This window comes from Saprospiraceae bacterium (genome assembly GCA_016709995.1).
Classification (GTDB): Bacteria; Bacteroidota; Bacteroidia; order Chitinophagales; family Saprospiraceae; genus JADJLQ01.
This window is the reverse complement of the sequence record JADJLQ010000001.1, coordinates 2,484,477-2,508,498: the sequence shown is the minus strand read 5'-3', so window position 1 is coordinate 2,508,498 and position 24,022 is coordinate 2,484,477. Positions and strand designations below refer to the sequence as shown.

At 40.8% G+C, this 24,022-nt stretch carries 21 protein-coding genes; 12 read left to right on the top strand and 9 right to left on the bottom strand.

The window, feature by feature from the left end; translation table 11 throughout:
* Positions 1 to 37: 37 nt before the first annotated feature.
* Complete coding sequence (locus IPJ09_10615; protein ID MBK7371873.1) at positions 38 to 1,342, top strand: amidohydrolase family protein; 1,305 nt, start codon at positions 38 to 40, stop codon at positions 1,340 to 1,342.
* Between the two features lie 2 nt (positions 1,343 to 1,344).
* Here the strand turns inward: IPJ09_10615 and IPJ09_10610 are convergent, their stop codons facing one another.
* Positions 1,345 to 2,118 carry a 1-acyl-sn-glycerol-3-phosphate acyltransferase gene (locus IPJ09_10610; GenBank protein MBK7371872.1) on the bottom strand — a complete coding sequence of 258 codons (774 nt, stop codon included), beginning with the start codon at positions 2,116 to 2,118 and terminating at the stop codon, positions 1,345 to 1,347.
* A gap of 21 nt (positions 2,119 to 2,139) precedes the next feature.
* Complete coding sequence (locus IPJ09_10605; GenBank protein ID MBK7371871.1) at positions 2,140 to 3,393, bottom strand: pyruvate dehydrogenase complex dihydrolipoamide acetyltransferase; 1,254 nt, start codon at positions 3,391 to 3,393, stop codon at positions 2,140 to 2,142.
* A gap of 124 nt (positions 3,394 to 3,517) precedes the next feature.
* On the opposite strand from IPJ09_10605, the gene recR reads away from it, so the two are divergent.
* The 6 genes from recR to IPJ09_10575 all read left to right on the top strand — a co-directional run bounded on the left by recR (position 3,518) and on the right by IPJ09_10575 (position 9,894).
* Positions 3,518 to 4,135: a recombination protein RecR gene (recR, locus tag IPJ09_10600; GenBank protein ID MBK7371870.1), complete on the top strand. Its 618-nt coding sequence runs from the start codon at positions 3,518 to 3,520 to the stop codon at positions 4,133 to 4,135.
* 3 nt (positions 4,136 to 4,138) lie between these two features.
* Complete coding sequence (locus tag IPJ09_10595; GenBank protein ID MBK7371869.1) at positions 4,139 to 6,010, top strand: glycosyltransferase; 1,872 nt, start codon at positions 4,139 to 4,141, stop codon at positions 6,008 to 6,010.
* A gap of 8 nt (positions 6,011 to 6,018) precedes the next feature.
* The gene (locus IPJ09_10590; protein MBK7371868.1) at positions 6,019 to 7,215 is read left to right on the top strand and encodes an amidohydrolase; all 1,197 of its coding nucleotides are present in this window, start codon (positions 6,019 to 6,021) and stop codon (positions 7,213 to 7,215) included.
* Positions 7,216 to 7,325: 110 nt separating this feature from the next.
* Positions 7,326 to 8,600, top strand: a complete 1,275-nt coding sequence (locus IPJ09_10585) for a sigma-54-dependent Fis family transcriptional regulator (GenBank protein ID MBK7371867.1) — start codon at positions 7,326 to 7,328, stop codon at positions 8,598 to 8,600.
* Between the two features lie 37 nt (positions 8,601 to 8,637).
* Positions 8,638 to 9,351, top strand: coding sequence for a TIGR00730 family Rossman fold protein (locus IPJ09_10580; GenBank protein ID MBK7371866.1), 714 nt, complete (start codon positions 8,638 to 8,640; stop codon positions 9,349 to 9,351).
* Between the two features lie 180 nt (positions 9,352 to 9,531).
* The gene (locus IPJ09_10575) at positions 9,532 to 9,894 is read left to right on the top strand and encodes a MerR family transcriptional regulator (GenBank protein MBK7371865.1); all 363 of its coding nucleotides are present in this window, start codon (positions 9,532 to 9,534) and stop codon (positions 9,892 to 9,894) included.
* Here the strand turns inward: IPJ09_10575 and IPJ09_10570 are convergent.
* The 4 genes from IPJ09_10570 to lpxD all read right to left on the bottom strand — a co-directional run bounded on the left by IPJ09_10570 (position 9,860) and on the right by lpxD (position 13,844).
* Positions 9,860 to 10,468: an ABC transporter ATP-binding protein gene (locus IPJ09_10570; protein ID MBK7371864.1), complete on the bottom strand. Its 609-nt coding sequence runs from the start codon at positions 10,466 to 10,468 to the stop codon at positions 9,860 to 9,862. The two genes, IPJ09_10575 and IPJ09_10570, sit on opposite strands and share 35 nt — an antisense overlap.
* Complete coding sequence (gene lpxA / locus IPJ09_10565; GenBank protein ID MBK7371863.1) at positions 10,452 to 11,267, bottom strand: acyl-ACP--UDP-N-acetylglucosamine O-acyltransferase; 816 nt, start codon at positions 11,265 to 11,267, stop codon at positions 10,452 to 10,454. The genes IPJ09_10570 and lpxA overlap by 17 nt, the downstream gene beginning before the upstream one ends.
* A gap of 2 nt (positions 11,268 to 11,269) precedes the next feature.
* Positions 11,270 to 12,670 (bottom strand): bifunctional UDP-3-O-[3-hydroxymyristoyl] N-acetylglucosamine deacetylase/3-hydroxyacyl-ACP dehydratase, encoded by a 1,401-nt coding sequence (locus IPJ09_10560; protein ID MBK7371862.1) that lies wholly within the window; start codon positions 12,668 to 12,670, stop codon positions 11,270 to 11,272.
* Between the two features lie 151 nt (positions 12,671 to 12,821).
* Complete coding sequence (gene lpxD / locus IPJ09_10555) at positions 12,822 to 13,844, bottom strand: UDP-3-O-(3-hydroxymyristoyl)glucosamine N-acyltransferase (protein ID MBK7371861.1); 1,023 nt, start codon at positions 13,842 to 13,844, stop codon at positions 12,822 to 12,824.
* 162 nt (positions 13,845 to 14,006) lie between these two features.
* On the opposite strand from lpxD, the gene recN reads away from it, so the two are divergent.
* The 5 genes from recN to IPJ09_10530 all read left to right on the top strand — a co-directional run bounded on the left by recN (position 14,007) and on the right by IPJ09_10530 (position 20,032).
* Entirely contained in the window at positions 14,007 to 15,665 is a 1,659-nt protein-coding gene (gene recN / locus IPJ09_10550) for a DNA repair protein RecN (GenBank protein MBK7371860.1), read from the top strand.
* A 10-nt stretch (positions 15,666 to 15,675) separates the two neighbouring features.
* Complete coding sequence (locus IPJ09_10545; protein ID MBK7371859.1) at positions 15,676 to 16,488, top strand: SDR family oxidoreductase; 813 nt, start codon at positions 15,676 to 15,678, stop codon at positions 16,486 to 16,488.
* A 92-nt stretch (positions 16,489 to 16,580) separates the two neighbouring features.
* Positions 16,581 to 18,476: a hypothetical protein gene (locus IPJ09_10540; protein MBK7371858.1), complete on the top strand. Its 1,896-nt coding sequence runs from the start codon at positions 16,581 to 16,583 to the stop codon at positions 18,474 to 18,476.
* 77 nt (positions 18,477 to 18,553) lie between these two features.
* Positions 18,554 to 19,288, top strand: a complete 735-nt coding sequence (locus IPJ09_10535; protein MBK7371857.1) for a DUF1080 domain-containing protein — start codon at positions 18,554 to 18,556, stop codon at positions 19,286 to 19,288.
* A 9-nt stretch (positions 19,289 to 19,297) separates the two neighbouring features.
* Entirely contained in the window at positions 19,298 to 20,032 is a 735-nt protein-coding gene (locus IPJ09_10530) for a DUF1080 domain-containing protein (protein ID MBK7371856.1), read from the top strand.
* Positions 20,033 to 20,095: 63 nt separating this feature from the next.
* On the opposite strand, the gene gatB is transcribed toward IPJ09_10530, so the two are convergent.
* From gatB to IPJ09_10515, 3 genes are all read right to left on the bottom strand, one after another.
* A complete protein-coding gene (gene gatB / locus IPJ09_10525; GenBank protein MBK7371855.1) occupies positions 20,096 to 21,514 on the bottom strand; it encodes an Asp-tRNA(Asn)/Glu-tRNA(Gln) amidotransferase subunit GatB in 1,419 nt (472 codons plus the stop codon).
* Positions 21,515 to 21,812: 298 nt separating this feature from the next.
* Positions 21,813 to 22,820 carry a DUF3667 domain-containing protein gene (locus tag IPJ09_10520; protein ID MBK7371854.1) on the bottom strand — a complete coding sequence of 336 codons (1,008 nt, stop codon included), beginning with the start codon at positions 22,818 to 22,820 and terminating at the stop codon, positions 21,813 to 21,815.
* 56 nt (positions 22,821 to 22,876) lie between these two features.
* Positions 22,877 to 23,866, bottom strand: coding sequence for a M23 family metallopeptidase (locus IPJ09_10515; protein MBK7371853.1), 990 nt, complete (start codon positions 23,864 to 23,866; stop codon positions 22,877 to 22,879).
* Positions 23,867 to 24,022 lie beyond the last annotated feature (156 nt).

The window sequence follows — 24,022 nt, the reverse complement described above, 5'->3', positions numbered from 1 at the left end:
AATCATGAAAATTTTAGAATCTCTAAATATTAAATCTATGAACGCCCTGGTCAAATATTTATTTTTATTTTGTTTTGCGCAAATATCATTAGCTCAGGACAATGTCTACCCGATACCTGCTCACAAGGGCATGTTAGCGTTGACAGGTGGTACTATTCATGTGGGTAATGGGGAGGTTATCACCAACGGGACTGTGCTCATCAAGGATGACAAAATCCAAGCTGTCGGTCAGAATCTGACTATTCCTGCCGGTACAGAGTCGATGCAAATTGGAGGAAAGCACTTATACCCTGGCATCATCGCCACCAATACCAACCTGGGGCTATCTGAGATCTCCAGCGTACGAGCCAGTGCAGATCATACCGAAATCGGAGATTTTAATCCCAGTGTCAATGCCCTCGCTGCGTACAACGCAGAGAGTATAATCATCCCTACCTTGAGAAGCAATGGCGTCCTACTGGCGCATATAGTGCCTCGTGGAGGCACTATCAGTGGAGCTAGCTCAGTGGTACAGCTTGACGCCTGGAACTGGCAGGATGCATCATATAAGCCTAATAATGGCATCCATCTCAATTTTCCTGCACTCATCAACAGGCCCAGGGGATTCGGGGGTGGCAATCCCAATCAAGCTATACCATCTGATTTTATTAATAATGCACTCAGGAAGATAGAAGATCTCCGGGTGTTTTTCAGAGAGGCTAAAGTCTATAACTCTATTAAAAATCCTTCCATTCACAATCTTAAATATGATGCAGTCAAAGGGCTTTTTGATAAAAGTCAAAAACTATTCGTTCATTGTGATCTGGTCAAAGAGATGATGACTGCTATTGATTTTAAAGAGGAGTTTGGGTTTAATCTCGTAATCGTAGGTGGCAGTGACAGTTGGCTGGTGGCGGACATCCTCAAAGAACATAATATTCCTGTGATATTAAACGAAGCTCATAGTTTGCCATCCATCGCAGACGATGCAGTAGACCAACCCTACAAGACGGGTGCGATGCTTCAAAAGGCGGGAGTACTTTTTGCAATGTGTATTGAGGCGGACCATTGGCAGCAGCGATGCCTTCCGTTTCAGGCTGGTACAATGGCTGCTTATGGATTGACCAAAGAAGAGGCTTTAAGTGCTATCACGCTCAATGCAGCAAAAATACTTGGTATAGATCAGATGACAGGTAGTATCGAAGCAGGTAAAGACGCTAATATCGTCATCAGCGAAGGTGATATCCTGGACATGAAGTCATCCAGGGTAAGTCATGCATTTATACAAGGTCGTATGATCAACCTGGATAATAAACATACCCAGTTATTTGAAAAATATAAATATAAATACGGCCTTAAATAATATTAGACTTTGAGATTGTATTTAGCCAAAGCTGCAACTTCCGGAGGAACAGTTACACTCAAAAGTTTATCATCTATCCATTCTTTACACTGGTGCATCAACACGATGGGGTCGGAACTTGAAAATGGTCTTTCAGGAAAATAAATAACTACTTCGGTCGACCATTTTCCAAATTGTCTGATAAAATGTTGGATAAGTGAATCAGTGGGTATCCAAAAATCTTTGGCAGGATCATGATACACCATAGCAAGAGGGATGATCGGGATGTTTAATTCAGCTGCTACATCAAAAGCACCTAATTTGAAATCTTTTGTTGTCTGGGCAACATTGGTGGTGCCTTCGGGACAAAGAAAAATGCTCAGTCCTTGTTGTAAGGCAGTTTTCATTCCTTCCTTTACCTGGTTTCTGCTTTCTCTATTATCCCGTTGCACAAACAGGATGCCTGTCTGGCGTGCGCCAAAACCAATCAATGGGTATTTTTCGATCTCCGCTTTTCCTATTGGATAAAAATCAAAATATTGTAAGGCAAGTATAGGATCAGAAAAACATCTGTGATTGGAGATATAAATTGCAGGATGAACAGGGTCTATATGCCCATTGGTATGAATCTTATAGCCAAGTACTGCATTTAATATTTTTACACAAGCCCTTCTGATGCGAAAAGCCCTACGAATGTCTTTTCCGAAGAAAAAAGATATAATGACCAATCCAGTGATGAAAAAAGCGATAATAAGGACGCAAAGAACAATTCTGATCCAGGCCAAAAGATACTTCATATAAACAGAAGGTCACTTTTTTTAGACCAGCATCCTCACCGGTTCTTCCAATAGAGACTTTAAGGTTTGTAGAAATTGGGCTCCTGTAGCACCGTCTACGACTCTGTGATCACAGGACAGTGTTACTTTCATAATATGTCCAATTTCGATTTTTCCATCTCTGACGACAGCTTGTTCGGAGATACCGCCTACAGCCAGAATACAGGCATCAGGAGGATTGATGATGGCAGTAAACTCATCTACTCCAAACATACCCAGGTTTGAGATGGTAAAAGTGTTGCCTTGCATTTCTTCTGGTTGAAGCTTTTTGTCTTTGGCCCTGGCGGCAAGGTATTGCACTTCTGCATTAATCTGAGTCAGGGTCTTGATGTCGGCATGTCTGACGACTGGCACTAACAATCCTTCAGCAACTGCTACGGCCACGCCTATATGTATTTGATGATTTTGCCTGATAGCATCTCCGGTCCAGGAAGAATTGATCGCCGGATGTTTTCTCAAAGCCATTGCGCATGCCTTCAAGACCAGGTCATTAAATGATAATTTTGATGGGGCTATAGCATTCATAGCAGTTCGTGCGCTAACGGCTTTGGTCATATCTATGGCCATAGTCACGTAAAAATGAGGAGCTGAAAACTTACTTTCACCTAATCGACGAGCTATGGCTTTGCGCATTTGGCTCAACGGTTTGTCTTCATACGCTGATCCGCTATCGCTGATGATGGATAAAGGAGCAGACTTGACCGGTGTAGCCTGTTGGACCACTGGGGATGGCTTAGACTGCAGAGCTGCCTCTACATCCCGTTTGATGATACGACCCTGATCACCACTGCCGGTCATTTTCTGTATATCCAAACCGGCTTCTTTGGCAATCACTTTTGCCAGAGGCGAGGCTTTAACATGAGCATCAGATCCAGCACCAGATGGGACTATTGGTTCTGAAGAGGTAGTAGATGTTGAGTTTTCAACGGGAGCTTCTTTTTCAGCGACAGCTTCGGTGGTTGCTGCACCTTCTGCGGACAATGCGGCTTTATAATCTTCTTCTTTGCCTCCTATGACCGCTAAGATCGCATTGACTGCAATGATCCCGCTTGCTACACCGATGTATAATAAAGTGCCATCATAAAAGCTTTCAAGGTCCATGGTAGCTTTGTCGGTCTCCACTTCGGCCAGGACATCACCAACTTTGATGGTGTCGCCAACTTTTTTATGCCATACAAGAATATTCCCTTCTTCCATGGTATCGCTCATTCGGGGCATTCTGATTACTTCAGCCATATCGGTTTATGATTTTTTTAGAGCCGTAAAGATAGCCTTCCTATGGCACTTTTAGGATAGATTCCGCATTTCTCAGAACTAATCTAGGTTAATTCATAAATTTGTGATCTCAAGTAATAAACATATGCGATTTTCCTCTAAATTATTGGAGGAGGCTGTGCAGGCCTTCAATTCATTGCCCGGTGTAGGCAAAAAATCCGCTTTGCGCATGGCCCTTCATCTGCTCAAAAAGGATACTGACTATGCCAGGAAAATAGCCAATGCTATCGTCAATGCGCGTGAAGGAATCAGGTCATGTACTGTTTGTTTTAATTATGCGGATGATGATATATGCACGATCTGTTCGGATCTTAGGCGTGACGGACAAACTATTTGCATTGTGGAAGGTACCAGGGATATCATGGCGATCGAAGAGACTAGCCAATACAGTGGCATGTATCACGTTTTAGGAGGAGTGATATCACCTATAGACGGTGTCAGCCCGGCACAGCTCAATATTGAATCGCTACTCCGCAGGGTAGAGTCTCATCCGGTGCAGGAGATTATCCTTGCTATCAATCCCACTATTGAAGGGGAGACCACCATTTATTACCTAACCAAACAATTGCAAAAATATCAGGTGAAAGTCTCCGTTATAGCCCGGGGAGTATCCTTCGGAAGTGAATTGGAGTATGCTGATGAAATGACACTGGGCAGATCTATCCTGGCCAGAACTCCTTATCAAATCAAGTCGACCAGTTAACCTATGGACCTATCGGTCGTTATACTTAATTACAATGTTCGTTACTTATTGGAGTCATGCCTGGAATCTGTCGTGGAGGCTCTTAAAGGCTTGTCCGCTGAAGTGATTCTCATAGATAATGCCTCTACCGACCAATCTGTAATCATGGTCCGAGAGAAGTATCCGGCAGTAAAGCTGTTGATCAATGACTCCAATCTGGGTTTTGCCAAAGCAAACAATCTGGCTATTGCACAATCGACCGGTCAATATATTTTGATTTTGAATCCGGATACTATAGTGAACAAATCATCGATCATTTCGGCTTTAAATTATATCAAATCGCACAAAGATTGTGGTGGCGTTGGTGTCAAAATGGTAGACGGCAGTGGGGTATTCCTGAAAGAATCGTTGAGGGGTTTTCCGGACATGGCTTCGTCTTTATACAAATTGAGTGGAATAAACAGATTGTTTCCTAAAAGTAAAATATTCAACCATTATTACCTGGGACATCTGGATCCTGATAAGGTCCAGGAAGTAGAAGTGCTTACAGGCGCTTTTCTGATGACTACCCGTAAAGTGTTTGATGCAGTAAATGGATTTGACGAATCGTTTTTTATGTTTGGAGAAGATATCGATCTGTCTGTAAGAATTCGCCAACTTGGTCACAAACTAATATATCTTGGGGACGAACAGATCGTGCATTTAAAAGGGCGCAGCTCTGCCAATCATTCTTATACTTATGTCAGAGATTTTTATAAAGCCATGAGCGTCTTTGTCATAAAATACCAAAAAAATATTTTCATCAAATACCTTGCACTCATTGGGATATATTGTTCAGGCCTGTTCTCCTGGGTTAAAAGACAAGTTGTGAAAAATTTTTTACCAGTCAGTGATTTCATTGTCCTCTTTGGGGCTATCTGGTGCGCTCAGAAAATGTGGGCTATATATTGGTTTAAAGATCCTGATTATTTTAGTCATCCCGCTTTTGTGACCAATGCCGCTGGCTATATTTTGATCTGGATGGGCGCTTTATTTTTTTTTGATGCATACAATCCAATCGGGCAAAGGCAGATCATCAGCACTTTAAAAGCTATTGGGTTTGGTACCCTTGTCATCCTGCTTATTTATTCATTACTCCCCGCTGAATGGCGTACATCAAGAGCAGTGATCATATGGACCACAGCAGCTTTAAGCATCATTTTACCACTGATGCGGAGATTGCTCTCGACCCAGGGAAATGGATTGAGGGCACTTGTAATAGGAGACAGGACACAAATAGATGGATTAGATCACTTGTTAAGGATTTTGAGCAAACAAAATTATTTTTCGTATTTGACTTCTACTGTGATCGAAGGTCATCCGAAGCGTTTTTTTGAAGAAAAATGGATCGATATTCAAGAAAAAATAAAAAGGGAAAATCTTCAATATGTGATCTTAGGAAAGGAAATGGCTATAGAGGATCAATTGTTTTTATCAAATAAACTGATACACCAGGTCAATGTCTTTTTAGAGGACAAAAAGCAAGACGAACATATCCTGCAAGGTGAGATTCCGGGCCTGGTGCCTATAGATTTAAAATTGGGATGGTTGCAGAACCGGATTGTCAAAAAAGTCATTCATGTTCTGACTTCCATATTGATCTTACCCTGGGGTTGGATGAGAAACGATATAAGAAAAAGATATTTTGGTTTATTAAGTGGTCAAGTTCTATGGGTCGGCTATGCGGATCCTGCCAATACCCTGCTACCTCCCCTCAAACCGTCGCTTTGGCATATAGGTGGACTTGAAAAGAAGAGCCAACCGGAGATAGATATGGTCAATCTTGCTTATGCCAGAAATTACACCGTCGATCTCGATATCCAGATTATACTTAAACATATTTTTATTCAAAATTGATGTGGCCAATGCAAAATGAAAAAATAGCACCCCAATGGTATCTGGACAAAGCTCAGGAATATCTTCCTGAAACGATCAAGCTGCGTCGACATCTTCACCAGTATCCTGAGCTTTCCTTTGAGGAGCATGATACTGCTGATTTTATCGAAAAGTCTCTGAACAACTTTGGGATCAAGACAGAAAGGCTCACTCCGACTGGAGTAATAGCCCTCATCGAAGGACTCCCGGGAGATAAGAAACTTGCTTTAAGAGCTGATATCGATGCTTTGCCAATCCATGAAGAAGGAAGGCATGATTACCTATCAAGAAACACTGGCGTGATGCATGCATGTGGACATGATGTACATACAGCCTCCTTATTGACGACAGCCAGAATACTTTACGAGACCAGGTCATCATGGCAGGGCAATATAAAATTGATATTTCAACCTGCAGAAGAAAAATTTCCTGGGGGGGCCTCTATCCTGATCAAGCACGGAGTATTGGATGACCCTCCAGTCCAATCCATATTGGGCCAACATGTTTTTCCTGAGTTAGCAGCAGGTAAATTGGGTTTTCGACCGGGACCTTTTATGGCCTCTGCAGATGAGCTCTATATCACTGTGAAAGGCAAAACCGGTCATGGTGCCATGCCTCATTTGACCAGGGATGCTATCCTGATCGCTTCCCATATGGTGGTAGCTTTGCAACAGGTCGTCAGTCGAAACAACAATCCATTGACTCCAACCGTATTATCGATAGGTAAAATTCAATCTATGGGAGGTGCTACCAATATTATCCCTGGGGAGGTTCGGTTAGAAGGGACTTTCCGGACTTTTGATGAGACCTGGAGAAAAGAGGCCAAAACCATTATAAAAAAAATCTGTGAGGGCATCGCTGAATCAATGGGGGGCACAGTAGAAGTGGATATTAAAGATGGCTATCCAGTATTATTCAATGATCCAGGTTTGACTGAAGAGATAAAAAACTGGGCTATTGAATTGCTCGGAGTGGATAATATAGTCGACCTGCCTATGCGAACTACTGCGGAGGATTTTGCTTATTATTCTCAAAGGATACCGGCTTGTTTTTACAGACTTGGTACTGCTTATGAAGGGCATGAAGGCGACAAAAAAATACATACTCCTGACTTTGATATCAACGAGCTGGCTCTAAAAACAGGAGTGGGTTTTATGGCTTTTGCAGCCACAAGATATATGCAATAATTACACACACATATAAATAAGTATAATATTTAATAAATTAATATTTAGCTTACATACAGATTATAAAATATTTTAATGTATTTTAGTGCCTTTAAAATCTTATATAAGAAATGGCTAAAATATTGATAGCAGATGATGAACGCAGCATCCGTCGCACGTTGAAAGAAATACTGGAGTTTGAAAAATTTGTGGTGGACGAAGCTTGCGATGGTTTGGAATGTCTCACCAAGATCAAACAGAATGAGTACGATGTACTTTTGCTGGATATTAAAATGCCCAATCTGGATGGAATGGAGACCTTAGAGCGAATACAGGTACTGAACCCAGACCTTCCTGTCATCATGATCAGCGGGCATGCCAATATAGATACAGCAGTGGATGCAGTCAAAAAGGGAGCCTTTGATTTTATCAGTAAGCCACCAGATCTCAATAGAATGTTGATCACCATCCGTAATGCGATGGACAAATCCTGTCTTATCAGTGAAAAGAAAGTCCTGCAGCATAAAATAAGTAAAAGCAAGATCCAGCATATAGTCGGGGATTCGTCTGCCATCTCGAAGGTAAAAGATACTATAGACAGGGTAGGTCCTACTGAAGCACGTGTATTGATCACTGGTGAAAATGGGACGGGAAAAGAATTGGTCGCACGATGGATTCACGAAAAAAGTATCAGAAATCAAGGACCGATCATTGAAGTTAATTGTGCTGCGATACCTTCAGAATTGATTGAAAGTGAATTATTTGGACATGAAAAGGGCTCTTTTACCTCGGCGATCAAACAAAGATTGGGCAAGTTTGAGTTAGCGCATGGGGGCACTTTGTTTTTGGACGAAATAGGAGATATGAGCCTTTCTGCTCAAGCGAAAGTCCTGCGCGCCTTGCAGGAGAGCAGGATCACACGAGTCGGTGGGGATAAAGAAATTAAGGTTGATGTAAGGGTAGTCGCTGCTACCAACAAGGATATGCGGAAAGAAATTGAGGCTGGAAGGTTTAGAGAAGACTTATATCATAGGTTAGCCGTGATTATCATCGAAGTACCCTCGCTAAATAATCGCGAGGAAGACATTCCGACTTTGGTGGCACATTTTAATGACATGATCTGCCTGGAATATGGGGTGCCAGCCAAAGTATTTACCGATAAAGCCATCAAAGCCATGCAAAAAGTGCATTGGAGTGGGAACATCAGGGAATTAAGGAATGTCGTAGAGCGACTCATTATTTTGAGTGCTGGCAAAATAACAGAAAAAGAAGTTTGTGCTTATGTGATGCCTACTATCCTGTATGGAAGTAAATACAAAGACATTTTCGATAAGTTCGAAGATGTGCAGGACCTGAGAGTGTTTATCGAGAAGGAATTCGAACAATATAAAGCGGTGACCGCATAAAGTGGTTTAGATTATGGATGTGACTGATTCGCCAGATATGAATATATCGTCCAGATTTCCTAAGGAAATGAAAAAATGGACCGAACTCAAAGGAGAAAATTCTTGGACTCTGTTCAAAGTCATCGCCGAAATGGTAGAAGGATTTGAGAAACTGAATAGAGTAGGGCCTTGCATGTCGATATTTGGCTCTGCAAGAACTAAACCAGGTGACCTTTATTATGAAAAAGCAGCCGAAATAGCACGCAGAATCACTGATGAAGGGTATGGGATCATCACCGGAGGCGGACCCGGTATCATGGAAGCAGGGAATAAAGGTGCGTTTGATGCCAAAGGTGTCAGTGTAGGTTTGAGCATCGATCTGCCATTTGAGCAGAGTTACAACGATTTTGTAGACCCTGACAAAATGCTGCGATATCGTTATTTTTTCATCAGGAAAGTAATGTTTGTAAAATATGCACAAGGATTTGTAGTGATGCCGGGAGGGTTTGGTACTTTAGACGAATTTTTTGAAGTGCTTACGCTGGTACAGACCAAAAAAATCAATAAAGTCCCGATCATCTTATTCGGAGTGGCGTATTGGGAGGGATTAATGAAATGGTTGGTAGAGACAGTTGATGTTCAAGCCCATAATATTAGTCCATCGGATATGGATCTTTTTCACATCACGGATGATGTAGAATCGGTGATCTACCATATTAATACATTCTATGGAGCCAGGGACGACAGATATAAACCTAATTACGAGTTATAATTACTTCAGTACTATGGGTCTGCTTTTTCCTGAGTGAATTGTTTTTTAGTGTTTGAATAAACATTTTCAAGCATGTGGCGGGAGTAAATTTTTCAATTTGCCTTAAGCTAATTGAAAATTATTACCTTAGATTTGGATTTTGTATCATAATCGTGATCAAAACCCGTTATTCTGATGAACATGTTACCACTGCTAAAAGATGAAAAACTGTACTATAGTATCGGAGAGGTGGCTGATATGTTTGGGGTATCCAAGTCCTTGATCAGATATTGGGAGACTGAATTTAGTATGCTCAAGCCGCATAAAAACAGTAAGGGCGATAGGCGGTTTACCAAAGAAAACATAGAGCAATTGCAACTCATTTTTGACCTGGTAAAAAATCGTGGATTTACAATCGAAGGTGCCAAAAATGAAATAAGGCAAAATAAAGATCTTATAAAACAAAGGCAGGCTCTGCTTCAAAAATTAATTCATCTCAAGGCTGATATGATGAAGCTCAAAGAATCTCTTAATCAAGACGGAGAATTTCAGCACAATACTTAAAGTCTTCGGCTTCGTTGGAGGCGATCAATATCAATTTGTCTTTTCGCAGTTTTGCGAGATGGGTAAAAAACCACGCTTTGGCAGCATCATCCAGATTAGAGGTCGGCTCGTCCAATAATAATATATCACCTGACGAATAAAGGGCCAATCCTAGTTTAACACGTTGTTTCATACCGGAAGAAAACTGCAATAATGGCCTTGAGCTGACATTGGAAAGTTCTAACATTTCAAGCCATTGACCGGCAGTAGTCAGCACAGGAGAGTGTTTAAACTTTGTATGGAATCGGATCATTTCACGGAGGTCAAGTTCTTCGATGAGATCTGTATAGGGAGCTGCAATGTTAACTTTTGAGTAGATATTTTCTCTTAACTCCAGACGGCCGTCGATGAGATATTCGATCCTGCCTTTAGATGGAGAAAGTAAACCAGAGATAATCTTTAAAAAGGTTGACTTGCCACTGCCATTTCGACCCGCAACGCCGTATATATTGTCTGATTTAAATATGTAGGAAAGATCTTTGAACACCCAGCCATGCTGATACCTTTTTCCAAGTTGGTCAATCCTTACTTCCATTGGTATATAACTGACGAAACCCTTTCATAATGCCTCTTTCAGAAGAACGAACAAAATCAATGATTTTAGATTTCTCCAGAGACGATGGGATGTTTTGATCTATGAGTTCGAGTGCCTGAGAAGTATTATAGCCTTTGACGAATAAGTACCGATAGGCATCCTGAATCGATTTGATTGATTCAGGAGAAAAACCTCTTCTTTTTAGTCCTATACCATTAATACCTGCATAGGAGATTGGTTCTCTGGCAGCTTTTATATAAGGAGGAACATCTTTGCGGACCAAAGATCCTCCACCTACCATAGCATGGTCACCAATATTGACAAACTGGTGTACAGCAGATAATCCGCCCAGAATAGCATATTTGCCGATATGAATATGGCCCGCTAGAGTCACATTATTGGCCAAAATGACATGTTCTTCAAGTATACAGTCATGTGCTACGTGCACATATGCCATGAGCAGGCAATGATCTTTTATGGTGGTGGTCCAATTAGCTTCAGTCCCACGATTGAGGGTGCAATATTCTCTGATAGTCACATGATTGCCAATCTCAAGCAAGGATTGCTCTCCTCTAAACTTCAAGTCCTGAGGGGCAGCACCCAGCACGGCTCCTGGAAATATCTTGCAATTTTCACCCAGACGGGTACCATCTAATATGCACACATTTGGGCCTATCCAGGTATTGTCACCAATTTCTACATCTGCTTCGATGGTGACGAATGGAGAGATGTGAACATTTTTGCCAATCCGGGCATCAGGATGGACATTACTTAAATGGTATTGGGTTAATACTTCCATGGTTATATTGGGTTTGATTCTCTGCGGACGATCTGAGCTGTGAGCTCGCCTTCAGATACGATCTTATTACCTACATATGCGGTACCCATCATTTGGACGATACCTCTGCGTATAGGGGACATGAGTTCCATTTTTAGTATGAGGGTATCCCCGGGCATTACTTTATGTTTAAATTTTGTATTGTCTATTTTGATGAAATAAGTGTCCCAATTGCCAGGATCGGGTTGCTGAGAGATAGCGAGTATTCCTCCGGTCTGAGCAAGTGCTTCAATCTGAAGTACTCCGGGGAATATAGGATTATCCGGAAAATGTCCGGCAAAGCATGCTTCTGTAAATGTGATATTTTTGATTCCGACTACATGCTGATCATCCAGTTCAATAATCTTGTCAATCAATAAAAAAGGGTGCCTGTGGGGCATAATCGATTGGATCTTTTGAACATCCATCAAAGGGGGCTCGTCCGGGTTGTAGATGGGTTTGCCTTTGAGTTTGCGGAGCTCATGATACTTTTTTTTAAGAAGTTTGGCAAATTCTACATTGGCTGTATGGCCGGGTTTGTTGGCCAATATTTTGGCTTTTATAGGCTTTCCAACCAAAGCCAGGTCACCAATGATATCCAATATTTTGTGGCGGGCAGCTTCATTTGAAAACTGTAACTCTACGGTATTCAATATGCCTTCCTTTTCTACTTTGACCGAAGGCTTATTGAGTTTGGTCGCCAGATCATCCAACTCTGGCTGTGTCATCAATCGATCAACGATGACGATGGCATTATTAAGATCACCTCCTTTAATGAGATTTTCATTGGCCAGTTTTTCAATTTCCCTAAGAAACACAAAAGTGCGACAAGGAGCTATTTGGGTCTCATATTCTGAAAGATCACTCAAACTGGCAAACTGCTGGCCTAAAAAAGGGGATTTAAAATCAATCATTGCAGTGACTTCAAATTTGTCTGAAGGTACGGCAATAAGCTCAGTGCCGCTGAGTTCATCTTTGAAAGATACCGCTTCTGTGATTTCCAGATAGTCCTTGTCCAAAGATTGAGGTTCAATACCGGCCTTTTGGAATGCCCTAGTAAACGGTCTCGCACTGCCATCCATTATCGGAACTTCAGGGCCATCAATCTCAATAAGCACATTGTCTATGCCTAACCCTGCCAGTGCAGAAAGTATATGCTCTACTGTGCTGACCTGGCCTTCGCCGGATTTGATGGTAGTGCCTCTATTAGTTGAAATCACCCGATTGACATCTGCAGGCAATATAGGCTTGTCAGGCAAGTCAACTCGCTGAAATCTAATACCATGGTTGACAGGTGCTGCTTTTACTGTCATAGTAGCCAGCTTACCGGTGTGGAGCCCGATTCCTTCAAAAACACAATCTTCGGATAATGTACACTGCTTCATAATCTACCTGCCTATATTCATCAAGAAGAGAACAACTAAAACGACACAAGTCTCTGAACTTATCTTAATGAAAAGCAAAATTAAGTTAAAAAAAACAAGCAATTAAAAGAGTTTTTATTGGATAGAATATTTTTATCAAATAATCATTCTATCAAGACTTAAACCTTTTTTCTAATTCTCTCATTCTGCGAGCCAAATCAGGCAGATTTTTAAAGATAGCGTAAGATTTTAGATAATCAAAATAGGGTATTGCCGGAGAGCCGAAGAGTTTCTGACCAGGCTCAGGGTGGACAGACATGACCCCACTTTGAGCTTGAATCTGGGTATCGTCAGGCACCTGAATATGACCGGCAAAGCCTACCTGGCCCCCAATCCTGCATCTTGCACCTATCTTAGTACTTCCAGCTATGCCAGTCTGAGCGGCGATGACCGTATTTTCGCCAATCTCTACATTATGTGCAACATGAATCAAATTGTCGAGTTTACAGCCGTATTTGATCAACGTGCTACCCATGGTCCCTCGGTCAATAGTACAATTTGCACCGATCTCAACTTGATTTTGAAGTACTACATTGCCTAATTGTGGCATTTTCTCATATTGACCTTGAGCATTTTGCACAAATCCAAATCCTTCACTGCCAATCACAGAATTGGCTTGAATGACGACCTCATCCCCAATGACACAACCTGCATGTACTTTTACTCCTGAGTGCAGGATACAATTTTTGCCTATGATTACATCATGACTTATATACACTTGCGGATATAAAATTGACTGATCTCCGATAGATACATTTTGCTCTATCACACAATGGGCTGCCAATGATACTTTTTCACCCAAAACTGCAGTCGGATCTATCAGAGCGAGCTCAGAGATGCCACTTGGATGACCATTGGATTGAAAATGACTCAGTAAAGTGCTTAGGCTCTGATATACATTAGGCACTCTCAGCAAGGTAGCATGAAGAGGTTGCTGAGGCGTAAAATCGTTAGAAACTACCAATATGGATGCCCCAGTGGTGTAGGCAAATGGCTCATACTTGGGATTACCAATAAAGCTGACACTGCCCGGGCCGGCTTCTTCGATTTTGCTCGGATGAGTCACTTCTACATCCGGATCTCCATCTATTGTAGCATTGAGAAAAGAAGCTAATTGCCTTGCACTGGATCGCATATCCTGACAAAGGTAATTAATCATCAAAAAGGTTGCTCAAAAATCATTTTTTATTCTTTGGACCTCCTGGGTACTTAAAAAGGGGAAAACACTTTATTATCATAAGGACTTATTGATCGGTCACCCCTAATCATTACCTTTGCGGCTTAATCGATACATGTTTTGATCAAAAGGTTGAAAATCCATAATTATGCTATTATCAAAGATGTGGAGCTTGAATTCACTCCTCACCTGATCGTGATTACAGGCGAAACAGGGGCAGGCAAGTCCATCTTGCTCGGCGCTCTCAACCTGGTGTTGGGTCAAAGAGCTGACACTAAATCAATCGGTGATCTGCAGGATAAATGCATAGTGGAAGCTGAATTTAAACTGGAAAACAAAGACCTCGAGCCATTTTTTGAGCTTCACGACCTGGATTTTGATCAAGACCTCATCATCCGAAGGGAGATCTCACCACAAGGCAAATCACGCGCTTTTATCAATGACACTCCTGTCAACCTGGATATACTACAGACGATCAGCAATGCCTTGATAGATATCCATCAGCAATTTGACACGCTCGATATTTACCAGGTATCTACTCAACTTAAGATGATTGACGCACTGGCAGCCAACAAGTCTATACTCGCTGAATACCAGTTGATCTTCAAGTCTTACCAGCAAGCCAGACAGCAACTTGAAGCCTGGACTGAACAATTGAATCGGCAGCAGCAAGAGGAGGAATTTATCAAGTTTCAATTTAACGAATTGGATGAGCTCGATCTCCGTCCAGGTGAGCTGGATACTTTAGAAACCGAACAAAAAGAACTATCTCATGCCAATGAAATAAAAGAAGTTACGGGACTATTTGTCTCCAGTGTAGCAGAGGATGATCGGGCAGTCCTCAATATATTAAATGATTTGTCCAAAAGAATCCAACATTTAGGGCAATATCACACAGGATTGGAAAAATTAGCAGAAAGGTTAAATTCTGTGACCATTGAACTGGAGGATGTAAGCGACGAATGCCGGACCATATATGATCAGGTAGACGGTAGCCCGATCAGGTTGAATGCAATAGAAGAGCGACTTCATGTTTTGTACAAAATGATGCACAAACACAAACTGGATCATGCGGACAAACTCATCGACTTAAAAGAATCATTCCAGCAAAAACTCTCTTTTACGGATGACCTGGCTTCTAAAATCGCTGGTCTGGAAAAAGAGATCGTTAAAAAACGGGCTAAGCTTCAATCAATGGCAGAGGGTCTTCATGAACGAAGATTGGGCGTAATCCCGGGATTCATAGAGAAAATTTATCAGTTGATTCATCCATTGGGTATGGAACAAACCCGTGTACAGATCAATTTGAAAACTACCGATACTTTTAATCTGACCGGAAGTGATGAGATGGAGATATTACTTGCCACAAACAAGGGAGGGGCTTTTCTCCCAATAAAAAATATTGCGTCTGGGGGTGAGCTGGCCCGGTTTAACCTGGTGACAAAATCGCTGGTAGCCCAGGCAATTCCCTTGCCTAGTTTGATTTTTGATGAGATTGATATTGGTATCTCCGGGGATGTAGCGCTTAAGATGGGGCAGATCTTAAAGGAGCTGGCAGAAAAACATCAGGTGATTTGTATTACACATTCACCCCAAATAGCTTCCAAGGGGGAGGTGCATTATTATGTATATAAGGATGATAGTGCTGAGAAGACAGTCGCCCAGGTAAAGCGACTCAATAAATCTGAAAGAATACAGGCTATTGCTACGATGTTGAGCAGTAATCCTCCGAGTGCGGCTGCCGTTAAAAATGCAAAAGAATTAATCGAAATTGAATAAAATAAACAATATGTCAAATCAACTTTTAAAAGGTAAAAAAGGTATCATATTTGGAGCTTTGGACGAACAGTCCATTGCTTGGAAAGTGGCTGAAAGAGTGGTTGAAGAAGGTGCTACGATCACATTAACCAATGCACCGGTAGCCATGCGATTTGGTAAAATCAATGAACTGGCAGAAAAATTGAATGCCCAGGTAATACCGGCAGATGCTACCTCGATGGACGACCTGACCAAATTATTTACTACTTCTACCGAAGTGCTGGGAGGAAAATTAGATTTTGTACTTCATTCCATTGGGATGTCTATCAATGTGCGCAAGGGCAAACATTATACGGATCTCAATTATGAATGGATGTTAAAAACCATGGATATCTCTGCAATCTCCTTTCATCGCATGATGCAAGTAGCCTTGAAAAATGACAGTATTGCTGACTGGGGTTCTATCCTGGGACTTACCTACATCGCAGCCCAAAGAGTATTTCCCGATTATAATGAAATGGCAGATGCTAAGGCTTTGTTGGAATCTATTGGCAGAAGTTTTGGGTATCACCTGGGTGTACAAAAAAAGATCAGAGTCAATACGATCTCGCAATCGCCCACCTGGACGACGGCTGGCAGTGGTGTAAAAGGATTTCAGGAGTTTTTTGATTATGCTCAGAATATGTCACCTCTAGGCAATGCATCAGCTTTGGATTGTGCTAATTATTGCGTCACCCTGTTTTCTGATCTTACCCGTATGGTCACCATGCAAAATCTATTTCACGACGGAGGATTTTCTGCAATGGGTATTAATCCGGTTATTTTTGAAAATAAAAGTGAATAAACTTTTATTATGGGCGCATTACTTCATGGATTAAAAGGACATAACCATAGGCTGGTACTTATTAATTTAAAACAAACTTTGAATCCTATCCATTGACGAGAATCTATTATTTGATCAGCTTGATGGTTTTGGTCGGGATGACTTTAGTCGCACAGCGCCCTAACCCGGGTGGTTTTCCCCGAAATCCGAATGATCAGTTAGTCGATAGCACAGAACAAGAGGAGCTTACAGATGAGCCGCCAGATACTATATTATATTATTCTCCCTTTAAATTAAAACAAGCGGTTTTTTTCTCAGATACCACTTTGAGTAATGTTTTTCACCAATATGATGTCATACGGTATCAATCGATCCCTTATGCACACCTGGGCAATGTCGGTTCTTCGTACAGGCCGCTGGTATTCAACAACGAAAAAAGACAAGGTCTCGATCTTGGATCTCATATTTTTGACTTGTATAAACAACGATATGAAGATTTGGAGCTCTTCGAATCTAGGAGACCATTTTTTATCGCCAGGTTTGGCCAAAGAAATTTCAGACAAGAAGATTTGCAGTTGGAGCCACGACTAGGCAAAACATTTCAAAATGGCTTGCATCTAAATTTGATGTACAGGACCATTCAATACAAAGGCGATTTTCTCCAACAAATCACCAAGCATCATACCGGGGCCGTTAATTTTTGGTATCATGCACCTAAAGGAAATTATGATTTTATATTGAGTTATTTATTTAATGATATTCGTCAACAGGACCATGGTGGTATCCCAAACGCAGAGGCTTTTCTAAAACAGTCTACCTACCGGAGTAACCCGTTGACAATCGACGAATATTACATTGATGGTAGAACTAAACAAAATGATAAGTCTTTGAGCATTCAAAATGGATTTAATGTACATGTCAAAGGCACTAAAATGGGATTCACCCACAGGATATCTACGCAAAATTCATCGAACACTTTTTTTGATGAAACATCCTCGATTGATTCGACATATTATGATCAATATTATGTGCGGGACACCCAGGATATCACCTTTAAGTCTAATGGGATCGTCAATGAATTTAGACTGGATGGACTGATTAAAGAGTCGAGTTATTTAATGGCCGGGCTCAAACATGAGTGGCATAAAATAAATCAGGGACCCTCTCAGAATACTCTTAACCTGCTATCAATTATAGGAGAGTATGATCAGACTATTGCGGGTAAATTTCATTTTAATGGCGAGGGGCAGTGGGGAATCCTGGACAACCTCGGAGAATATTATCTGAATGGAAAAATTTCCGCGGAAAGCAAAACCCTTGGTGCGATCGAAGGACATGCTATACTTCAACGTTCGCCGGTGCCATGGATGTTTAGGAAATTGTATAGTCATAATCAACTGCTTTATGATTATAATTTTGATAAACCGCTTACGAATCAACTTGGCGGATCTATAAACATTGCTGCTATTGGTTTTAAGTCTGGTCTGGACCAGTCTATCATATCCAATACGATCTACCTCAATGCTTCCCGGACTCCCAGCCAGGAGAAAACCGCAATTAGTATTACCTCAGTATATGGGGACAAGACTATAGATTTTGGAAAATTTCATTCTCATCACAAATTGATTTTTCAGTTTTCGACCAACCAGAATGTGATGCGGATTCCGGCCTGGTACACTCAGAATGTGATTTATTATCAGAGCAATTGGTTTAAAAATAATATGTTTTTACAGACCGGCCTGGATAGCCGAGTACTGCCTTCCTTTAAAACACAATCTTATTTTCCTTTATTGGGCAATTTCTACAATTCTGAAAAGGCAGCGGTGGCATTGCATCCTTCCGTTGAATTTTTCTTCAATTTTCAGTTAAAGAATTTTAGAGGCTTTTTTAAAGTAGAAGGACTGGAATATTTTATGTATTATGCCGGTAAGACTTTTTATGAAACTTATGAAGAGCCACTGTTTAGGACCAATATGCGATTAGGGTTTTCCTGGATATTAAGAGATTGAAGCTTTAAGGCACATTATCCCTTTTTAATCCTATGCGCATAAATATTTCGTATTTTGAATCAGCGATCTGATTAATTATGTTTAAGGCTATTTCTTTTTTTGCTTTCTTTTTATATTCCATCAATTCCATAGGACAACATCAGCCTAAGTGGCAGTATTTGTTTGATGGTAGGTCACAACAAGGCTGGTCGATACTGGGTATGCCTGCCATTGTAAAGATCAGAGACAGCAGCATAGTACTGCATATGACGCCATATACCTCGCGTCATGCATTTGTGCGAACCAATAAGAAGTACCGAAATTTTATCTTCGAAGTTCAGTTTAGAAGAGATCTTGATATTGATTCCGGTATATTGTTTAGAAGTATTGATGCGCCAGATACTGCCTTCCACGATTTGTATGGCTATATGGTAAAAATAGATCCAAGTCAAACAAGGTTGTGGACAGGTGGTGTGTTTTTGGATTTTGGCAATGGATTGCAATGGTTGTATCCATTGGACAAAGATGAGAACGCTAAACATGCCGAGAGAAAACAGGGAGAATGGAATACTATACGCATAGAGGCTATAGGCGACCAGATAAAAGTATGGCTTAATGATATATCAACAGTGTATCTGATGGATGATAAATATCGAAAAGGATATATTGCTTTCAAAATCCATTATCTCATGAATGAAAAGGAGAAAGCAGATTTGGAAATTGCTTATCGTGAGCCAAGGATAATTACAAAACACCTTTCAAAGTATTTGAGGCCAAGTAGTGTCGCGATAAAAGATACTCGCGGACTCAATGAGGTGAAGTATTTTAGGTGATTTTAAACTATGAGATCTGTTGTCAAATTCTTATCAGGGCAAAAAGCAGGTGCAATCCCATTTATATTCGCTCTTTTTTTGACTTTTTCATTAAATGGTCAGGACCCCTGGAGGCCCCTGTTCAATGGCAAGAATTTTTCAGGATGGAAGCAAGTTGGAGACTCAGCGCTTTTCATTGTCCTGGATAGTGCTATAGTACTTCATCAAAAAGCCAATACCCGGGAGCATACTTTTTTAAGAACAAATGAAAAGTATCGAAACTTTATTTTGGAGTTAGACGCAAAACGAGATTCTCAATTTTATTATGGCATATTGTTTAGAGCTATTAATGCCCCGGATTCTGCCCATGTCAGACTATACGGTTATCAAATCAAGGTTGATCATATACCGACACGCAACTGGACCGGAGGGATCTATGACGACTTTGGAAATACGTGGAACTGGCTATACCCTTTGACAAATAATAAGGCTGCTCAAATTGCCTTGCACCCACCTGGTACCTGGGATCATTATAGAATAGAAGCCATTGGTAATGTTATTAAAACTTGGGTGAATGGGATAGAGGCTACCCATATGAAGAATAAAAAGTATCGTAAAGGATATATTGCATTGAAGATTCATTTTTTGGGGCCAAATCTTGACATGGAGCAGCCAACCGGATGGGTAAAAAATATCAAGATCTTGAATCGAAACCTTAAGCAATATATGCTGCCCATGAAAATCGGGATATCAGAGATCAATTAATATATTCAATCATCAATAATTAGTTCTGGTGATCAAATGTTAAATAGCTAATGTTGGTGGCGCTTACAAAGCAGACAATACACTTTGTACTTCCTTTACATTCACTCCTGGATACCGTTTTTTTACTTCGCCCAAAAAGAATCCTAATAATTTCTTTTTTCCGCTTTTGTATTCAGCTGCTTCTGTTGGAAAGGCTGTGAATAGCTCTTCGACCACAAGATATATATCCAGGACAGGCGCAGAGGATATTTTTAATGATATAAGTTCAGCTATGGATTTTGATGGGCTGCGGAGGGCTTCCTGCCAGATTTCATGAGCCTGATTCATACTGAGTTTATCGGCTTGTATGGTAGAGAGTAATAGAAGCAGATTGTTTGGTGTTATGGATAGTTGATCAATCGATTTGTTTTGATCTTTGAGATGAGGCAGAATAGTTTGGATCATCCAATTGGCTGCAGATTTATTTAGAAAGGGATGGTCATGGACCAGTTTCAAATAGTATTCAGCTATAGATCTATCTTCTATCAATACTGTAGCATCAGATCTGCTCAGATTTTTATCTTTAATGAGGGTATCCAGCAATTGTTGTGGCAGTGACGGGATGGACAGTTTGATCTGATTCAATCTATCCTGAGTAATAATAATGGGAGGCAGGTCCGGGTCTGGAAAATAACGGTAATCATGCGCATCTTCTTTTTGACGGATCGGTGTCGTGATGCCTTCCTCAGGCACAAACTGCATCGTTTGCCTTTTGACAATATGACCATTTTCCCATAGGTCTATTTGTCGCTGAACTTCGAACTCAATGGCTTTGCGGGCGAAGCGTCTCGAATTGACATTTTTCACCTCACATCTTTCACGGAGTTCTTGAGTGCCAATGGGGCGAACTGAAATATTGACATCACAGCGCATAGAGCCTTCTTCCATGTTGGCATCAGAGATGTCAAGATATCTCACCAATCGCTGCAGGTCAGTTAAAAAAACCGACACCTCTTCAGCGGTGCGAAAATCTGGCTCTGTGACCATCTCAAGCAAGGGGACACCTGCCCGGTTGAGATCGATCTTGGACCAGACTGGATCGGTATCATGCACGGATTTTCCGGCATCTTCTTCCATGTGGATATGGTGTAGGCGTATGGTCTTTGGGCCTTCTGTAGTCACGAAATCGAGATGGCCCCCAATGCAAATTGGACTCGCTTGCTGTGAGATCTGGTATCCTTTAGGCAAGTCGGGATAAAAATATTGTTTGCGCTCGAAATAAGAAGCCTGGTTGATCTGACTATTCATGGCCAGACCGAGTTTGATCGCTGATTCGATTTGTTGGGAGTTTAATTTGGGCAGGGTACCGGGATGGGCCAGGGAGACTATACTGACCTGGGTATTTGGATCATTAGAAAATTTTGCCTCATCAGCACAGAATGCTTTGGTGCGCGTATTGAGCTGGATATGTATTTCGAGGCCGATGATTGTTTCCCACTGCATAAAGCTTGCTTCTGATTAAGATGGAGGGTTCTTACAAAGGCGCTAAGATCGTAAAAGTTTGATTCCAATATAGATTTTCGGAGTAAGTTGTTTCAAATATCCTGGAATGCCGGTATTAAAATATACATCTCAAGTATTGAAAGCAGATACTCAAAACGCTGAATAAGTTCAATGTTATGTTCACAAACAAGAAAGGGAGAATTAGAAATGGCGCAAATGATTGGAAATCTTTCAAACTAAGAGAATATTTATCCGACGGAGCATCGAAAACAGATTTGTATATTTTTCCCTTAGTAGTTCAAAAAAAGCCAAAACTTATAACCATAGTCAGGGAAAGAAAAAATGCAAACAACATGAGGTAAGCAAAGCCCATCGCCATAAACTTAAAAAGGGTTTTTAGCCAGCCTTGTTGATAATATCGTTTCCAAGCAATGATGCCGAATAAAATGATCAATCCAAAATAAGGAACGACATAGTATTGGATATAATTCCTCATGAAGAATACCAATAAGGTCCCAAGGAGAAAAGCAACTGCATGCCAATGATATAAATAAAATAAATGTTCAATATAAAACCGGCTTTTTCTACGAAATAGCAGTTTCATAAATAAAGCGATCATAGGTACCATAATGATCATCATCCAGGAGATATTGCCCAGTACATACCTGATCATGGCTTTTGGATCCAATAAAAATTTTTGAACCTGGCGATATCCTAGTTTTAACCAATAATTGGGCAACTTATATTTTGAAGCCAGGGAATCGTTAGAGAGGAGGATGATATCCGATAATGGTATATTGGTTCTACCGAAAACTGAAAGGTTGCCGTTCAAATTATTAGCTGTTTTGGCACTGGTATCCTGACCTATTTCGAACCAGGATTTGATACTATCTACGGCTAGCCTGGACGCTTTGTCTTTACTATTAGCAGCAAAATGTTCTAATTCTGATTTGACCAGATTTTGAGTCTGGATCTTATTGGTTTGTTTGCTGATTTGATTGAAAATAATATCAAAGGGGATGAGTCCACCAAGGACTCCCAAATGAATAACCAAAAGGACGAAAAACAATCGCAATGGATGATAATATCGCTTGCGGTATCCATTAAAATAATCAAGTGTCAACTGGCCGGGAATAAAAATCCTGCCAATGGTTCTGAAAAAAGAAGTATCCAGATTGAATACATGATCTATGAGGTCTTTGATAAATTCCGTAATGGTAAGTTTAGCCGGGCCAAACTGTTGGCCGCAGGAAGAACAGAATTTTGCGTCTTGAGTTTCTTGAAAGCTGCAATTAGAACAGATCATATCCGTCCAGTTTGATCACTGGATCATAAATATAATCATTAAACATGGGACACTATTTAATCCAGTGACTGGTTCTGTTGTTCAGAGAGTTTTACCAATTCCTGGTATTCTAGTGGGGTCAGATTATCGAGGCAAAAGTTGATTGGATTGATAGGAGTGCCTTTATATCTTACTTCGTAATGACAATGAGGTGCAGTAGAAGAACCAGTACTGCCAATCACTCCTAACTGATTGCCTTTTTTTACTTCCTGGCCTACCTTGACATCCACCCGATCCATATGGGCGTATAAAGTAAGGTAACCAAAACCGTGATCTACTCTAACGCAATTGCCATAACCTGAGTAATTTTTTTCAATTTCGACGACTCTGCCGTTGCCAGTGACCTGGATTGGGGTACCTTTTGGAGCCGAAAAATCTATTCCGGTATGCATCTTCCTGATCTTATGAATCGGATGCAATCGCATACCGAAGCCAGACAAAAATCTAAGACTTCGATTCAGTTTGTCTACTCTTACAGGTTTGATAGAAGGGATAGAAGCCAGCATTTCTTCTTTATGTGAAGCAGATTCTTGTAGCTTGTCGAGAGATTGTGATTGTAACACCAATTGTCGCTCCAACTGGGATAATTTATTGGCGGTTTGGCCTACCAATTCGCCTGTAGTAGGCAGATTTCGAAATTCATTTAACAAGTCATGCCCCCCTTTACCACCATTCCAGATGTCTTCATCGATGGGGTCCATACCCAGCAACTGGCGGTGCACATCAGCATCTCTTTTTTGGATATTGTCCAGGGCTTTAGCCATCAGGTCCAATTGGTCAGCCATAGCACCATAATGCTGCTGGACCGTCTCCAACTCAGAAACCAATATTTTTTCATTGGGGGATGGCAGGTATTTATGAAAGATAAAGAAAACCAGAAGACCGCTGACCAGGGCAGTAGAGAGGAATGAAAATATCTTGACCAGTTTTATTTTAATAGGCTCAACAGATTTTTCAAACTGTAGAGTGTGCTGATTAAAAACGTATTTAGTAGTTTTTCCTGCCATGTCAGTTCGGTAGTTTATTTAAAATGTAGTTATCTAATGACTTTAAGAGTCCTAGAAAATGATTCATACAATAAATATAGTCCGAGGGATTATCTAAAAGTAAAAGTATATACATTAACTCAATCTGCCAAATCGGAAGTATACAAGATCAAATAT

Excerpts from the sequence above, each read along its gene's own strand:
- IPJ09_10615 (MBK7371873.1), top strand. The coding sequence starts at position 38 with ATGAACGCCCTGGTCAAATATTTATTTTTATTTTGTTTTGCGCAAATA.
- IPJ09_10610 (MBK7371872.1), bottom strand. The coding sequence starts at position 2,118 with ATGAAGTATCTTTTGGCCTGGATCAGAATTGTTCTTTGCGTCCTTATT.
- IPJ09_10605 (MBK7371871.1), bottom strand. The coding sequence starts at position 3,393 with ATGGCTGAAGTAATCAGAATGCCCCGAATGAGCGATACCATGGAAGAA.
- recR (MBK7371870.1), top strand. The coding sequence starts at position 3,518 with ATGCGATTTTCCTCTAAATTATTGGAGGAGGCTGTGCAGGCCTTCAAT.
- IPJ09_10595 (MBK7371869.1), top strand. The coding sequence starts at position 4,139 with ATGGACCTATCGGTCGTTATACTTAATTACAATGTTCGTTACTTATTG.
- IPJ09_10590 (MBK7371868.1), top strand. The coding sequence starts at position 6,019 with ATGCAAAATGAAAAAATAGCACCCCAATGGTATCTGGACAAAGCTCAG.
- IPJ09_10585 (MBK7371867.1), top strand. The coding sequence starts at position 7,326 with ATGGCTAAAATATTGATAGCAGATGATGAACGCAGCATCCGTCGCACG.
- IPJ09_10580 (MBK7371866.1), top strand. The coding sequence starts at position 8,638 with ATGAATATATCGTCCAGATTTCCTAAGGAAATGAAAAAATGGACCGAA.
- IPJ09_10575 (MBK7371865.1), top strand. The coding sequence starts at position 9,532 with ATGTTACCACTGCTAAAAGATGAAAAACTGTACTATAGTATCGGAGAG.
- IPJ09_10570 (MBK7371864.1), bottom strand. The coding sequence starts at position 10,468 with ATGGAAGTAAGGATTGACCAACTTGGAAAAAGGTATCAGCATGGCTGG.
- lpxA (MBK7371863.1), bottom strand. The coding sequence starts at position 11,267 with ATGGAAGTATTAACCCAATACCATTTAAGTAATGTCCATCCTGATGCC.
- IPJ09_10560 (MBK7371862.1), bottom strand. The coding sequence starts at position 12,670 with ATGAAGCAGTGTACATTATCCGAAGATTGTGTTTTTGAAGGAATCGGG.
- lpxD (MBK7371861.1), bottom strand. The coding sequence starts at position 13,844 with ATGCGATCCAGTGCAAGGCAATTAGCTTCTTTTCTCAATGCTACAATA.
- IPJ09_10545 (MBK7371859.1), top strand. The coding sequence starts at position 15,676 with ATGTCAAATCAACTTTTAAAAGGTAAAAAAGGTATCATATTTGGAGCT.
- IPJ09_10535 (MBK7371857.1), top strand. The coding sequence starts at position 18,554 with ATGTTTAAGGCTATTTCTTTTTTTGCTTTCTTTTTATATTCCATCAAT.
- IPJ09_10530 (MBK7371856.1), top strand. The coding sequence starts at position 19,298 with ATGAGATCTGTTGTCAAATTCTTATCAGGGCAAAAAGCAGGTGCAATC.
- gatB (MBK7371855.1), bottom strand. The coding sequence starts at position 21,514 with ATGCAGTGGGAAACAATCATCGGCCTCGAAATACATATCCAGCTCAAT.
- IPJ09_10520 (MBK7371854.1), bottom strand. The coding sequence starts at position 22,820 with ATGATCTGTTCTAATTGCAGCTTTCAAGAAACTCAAGACGCAAAATTC.
- IPJ09_10515 (MBK7371853.1), bottom strand. The coding sequence starts at position 23,866 with ATGGCAGGAAAAACTACTAAATACGTTTTTAATCAGCACACTCTACAG.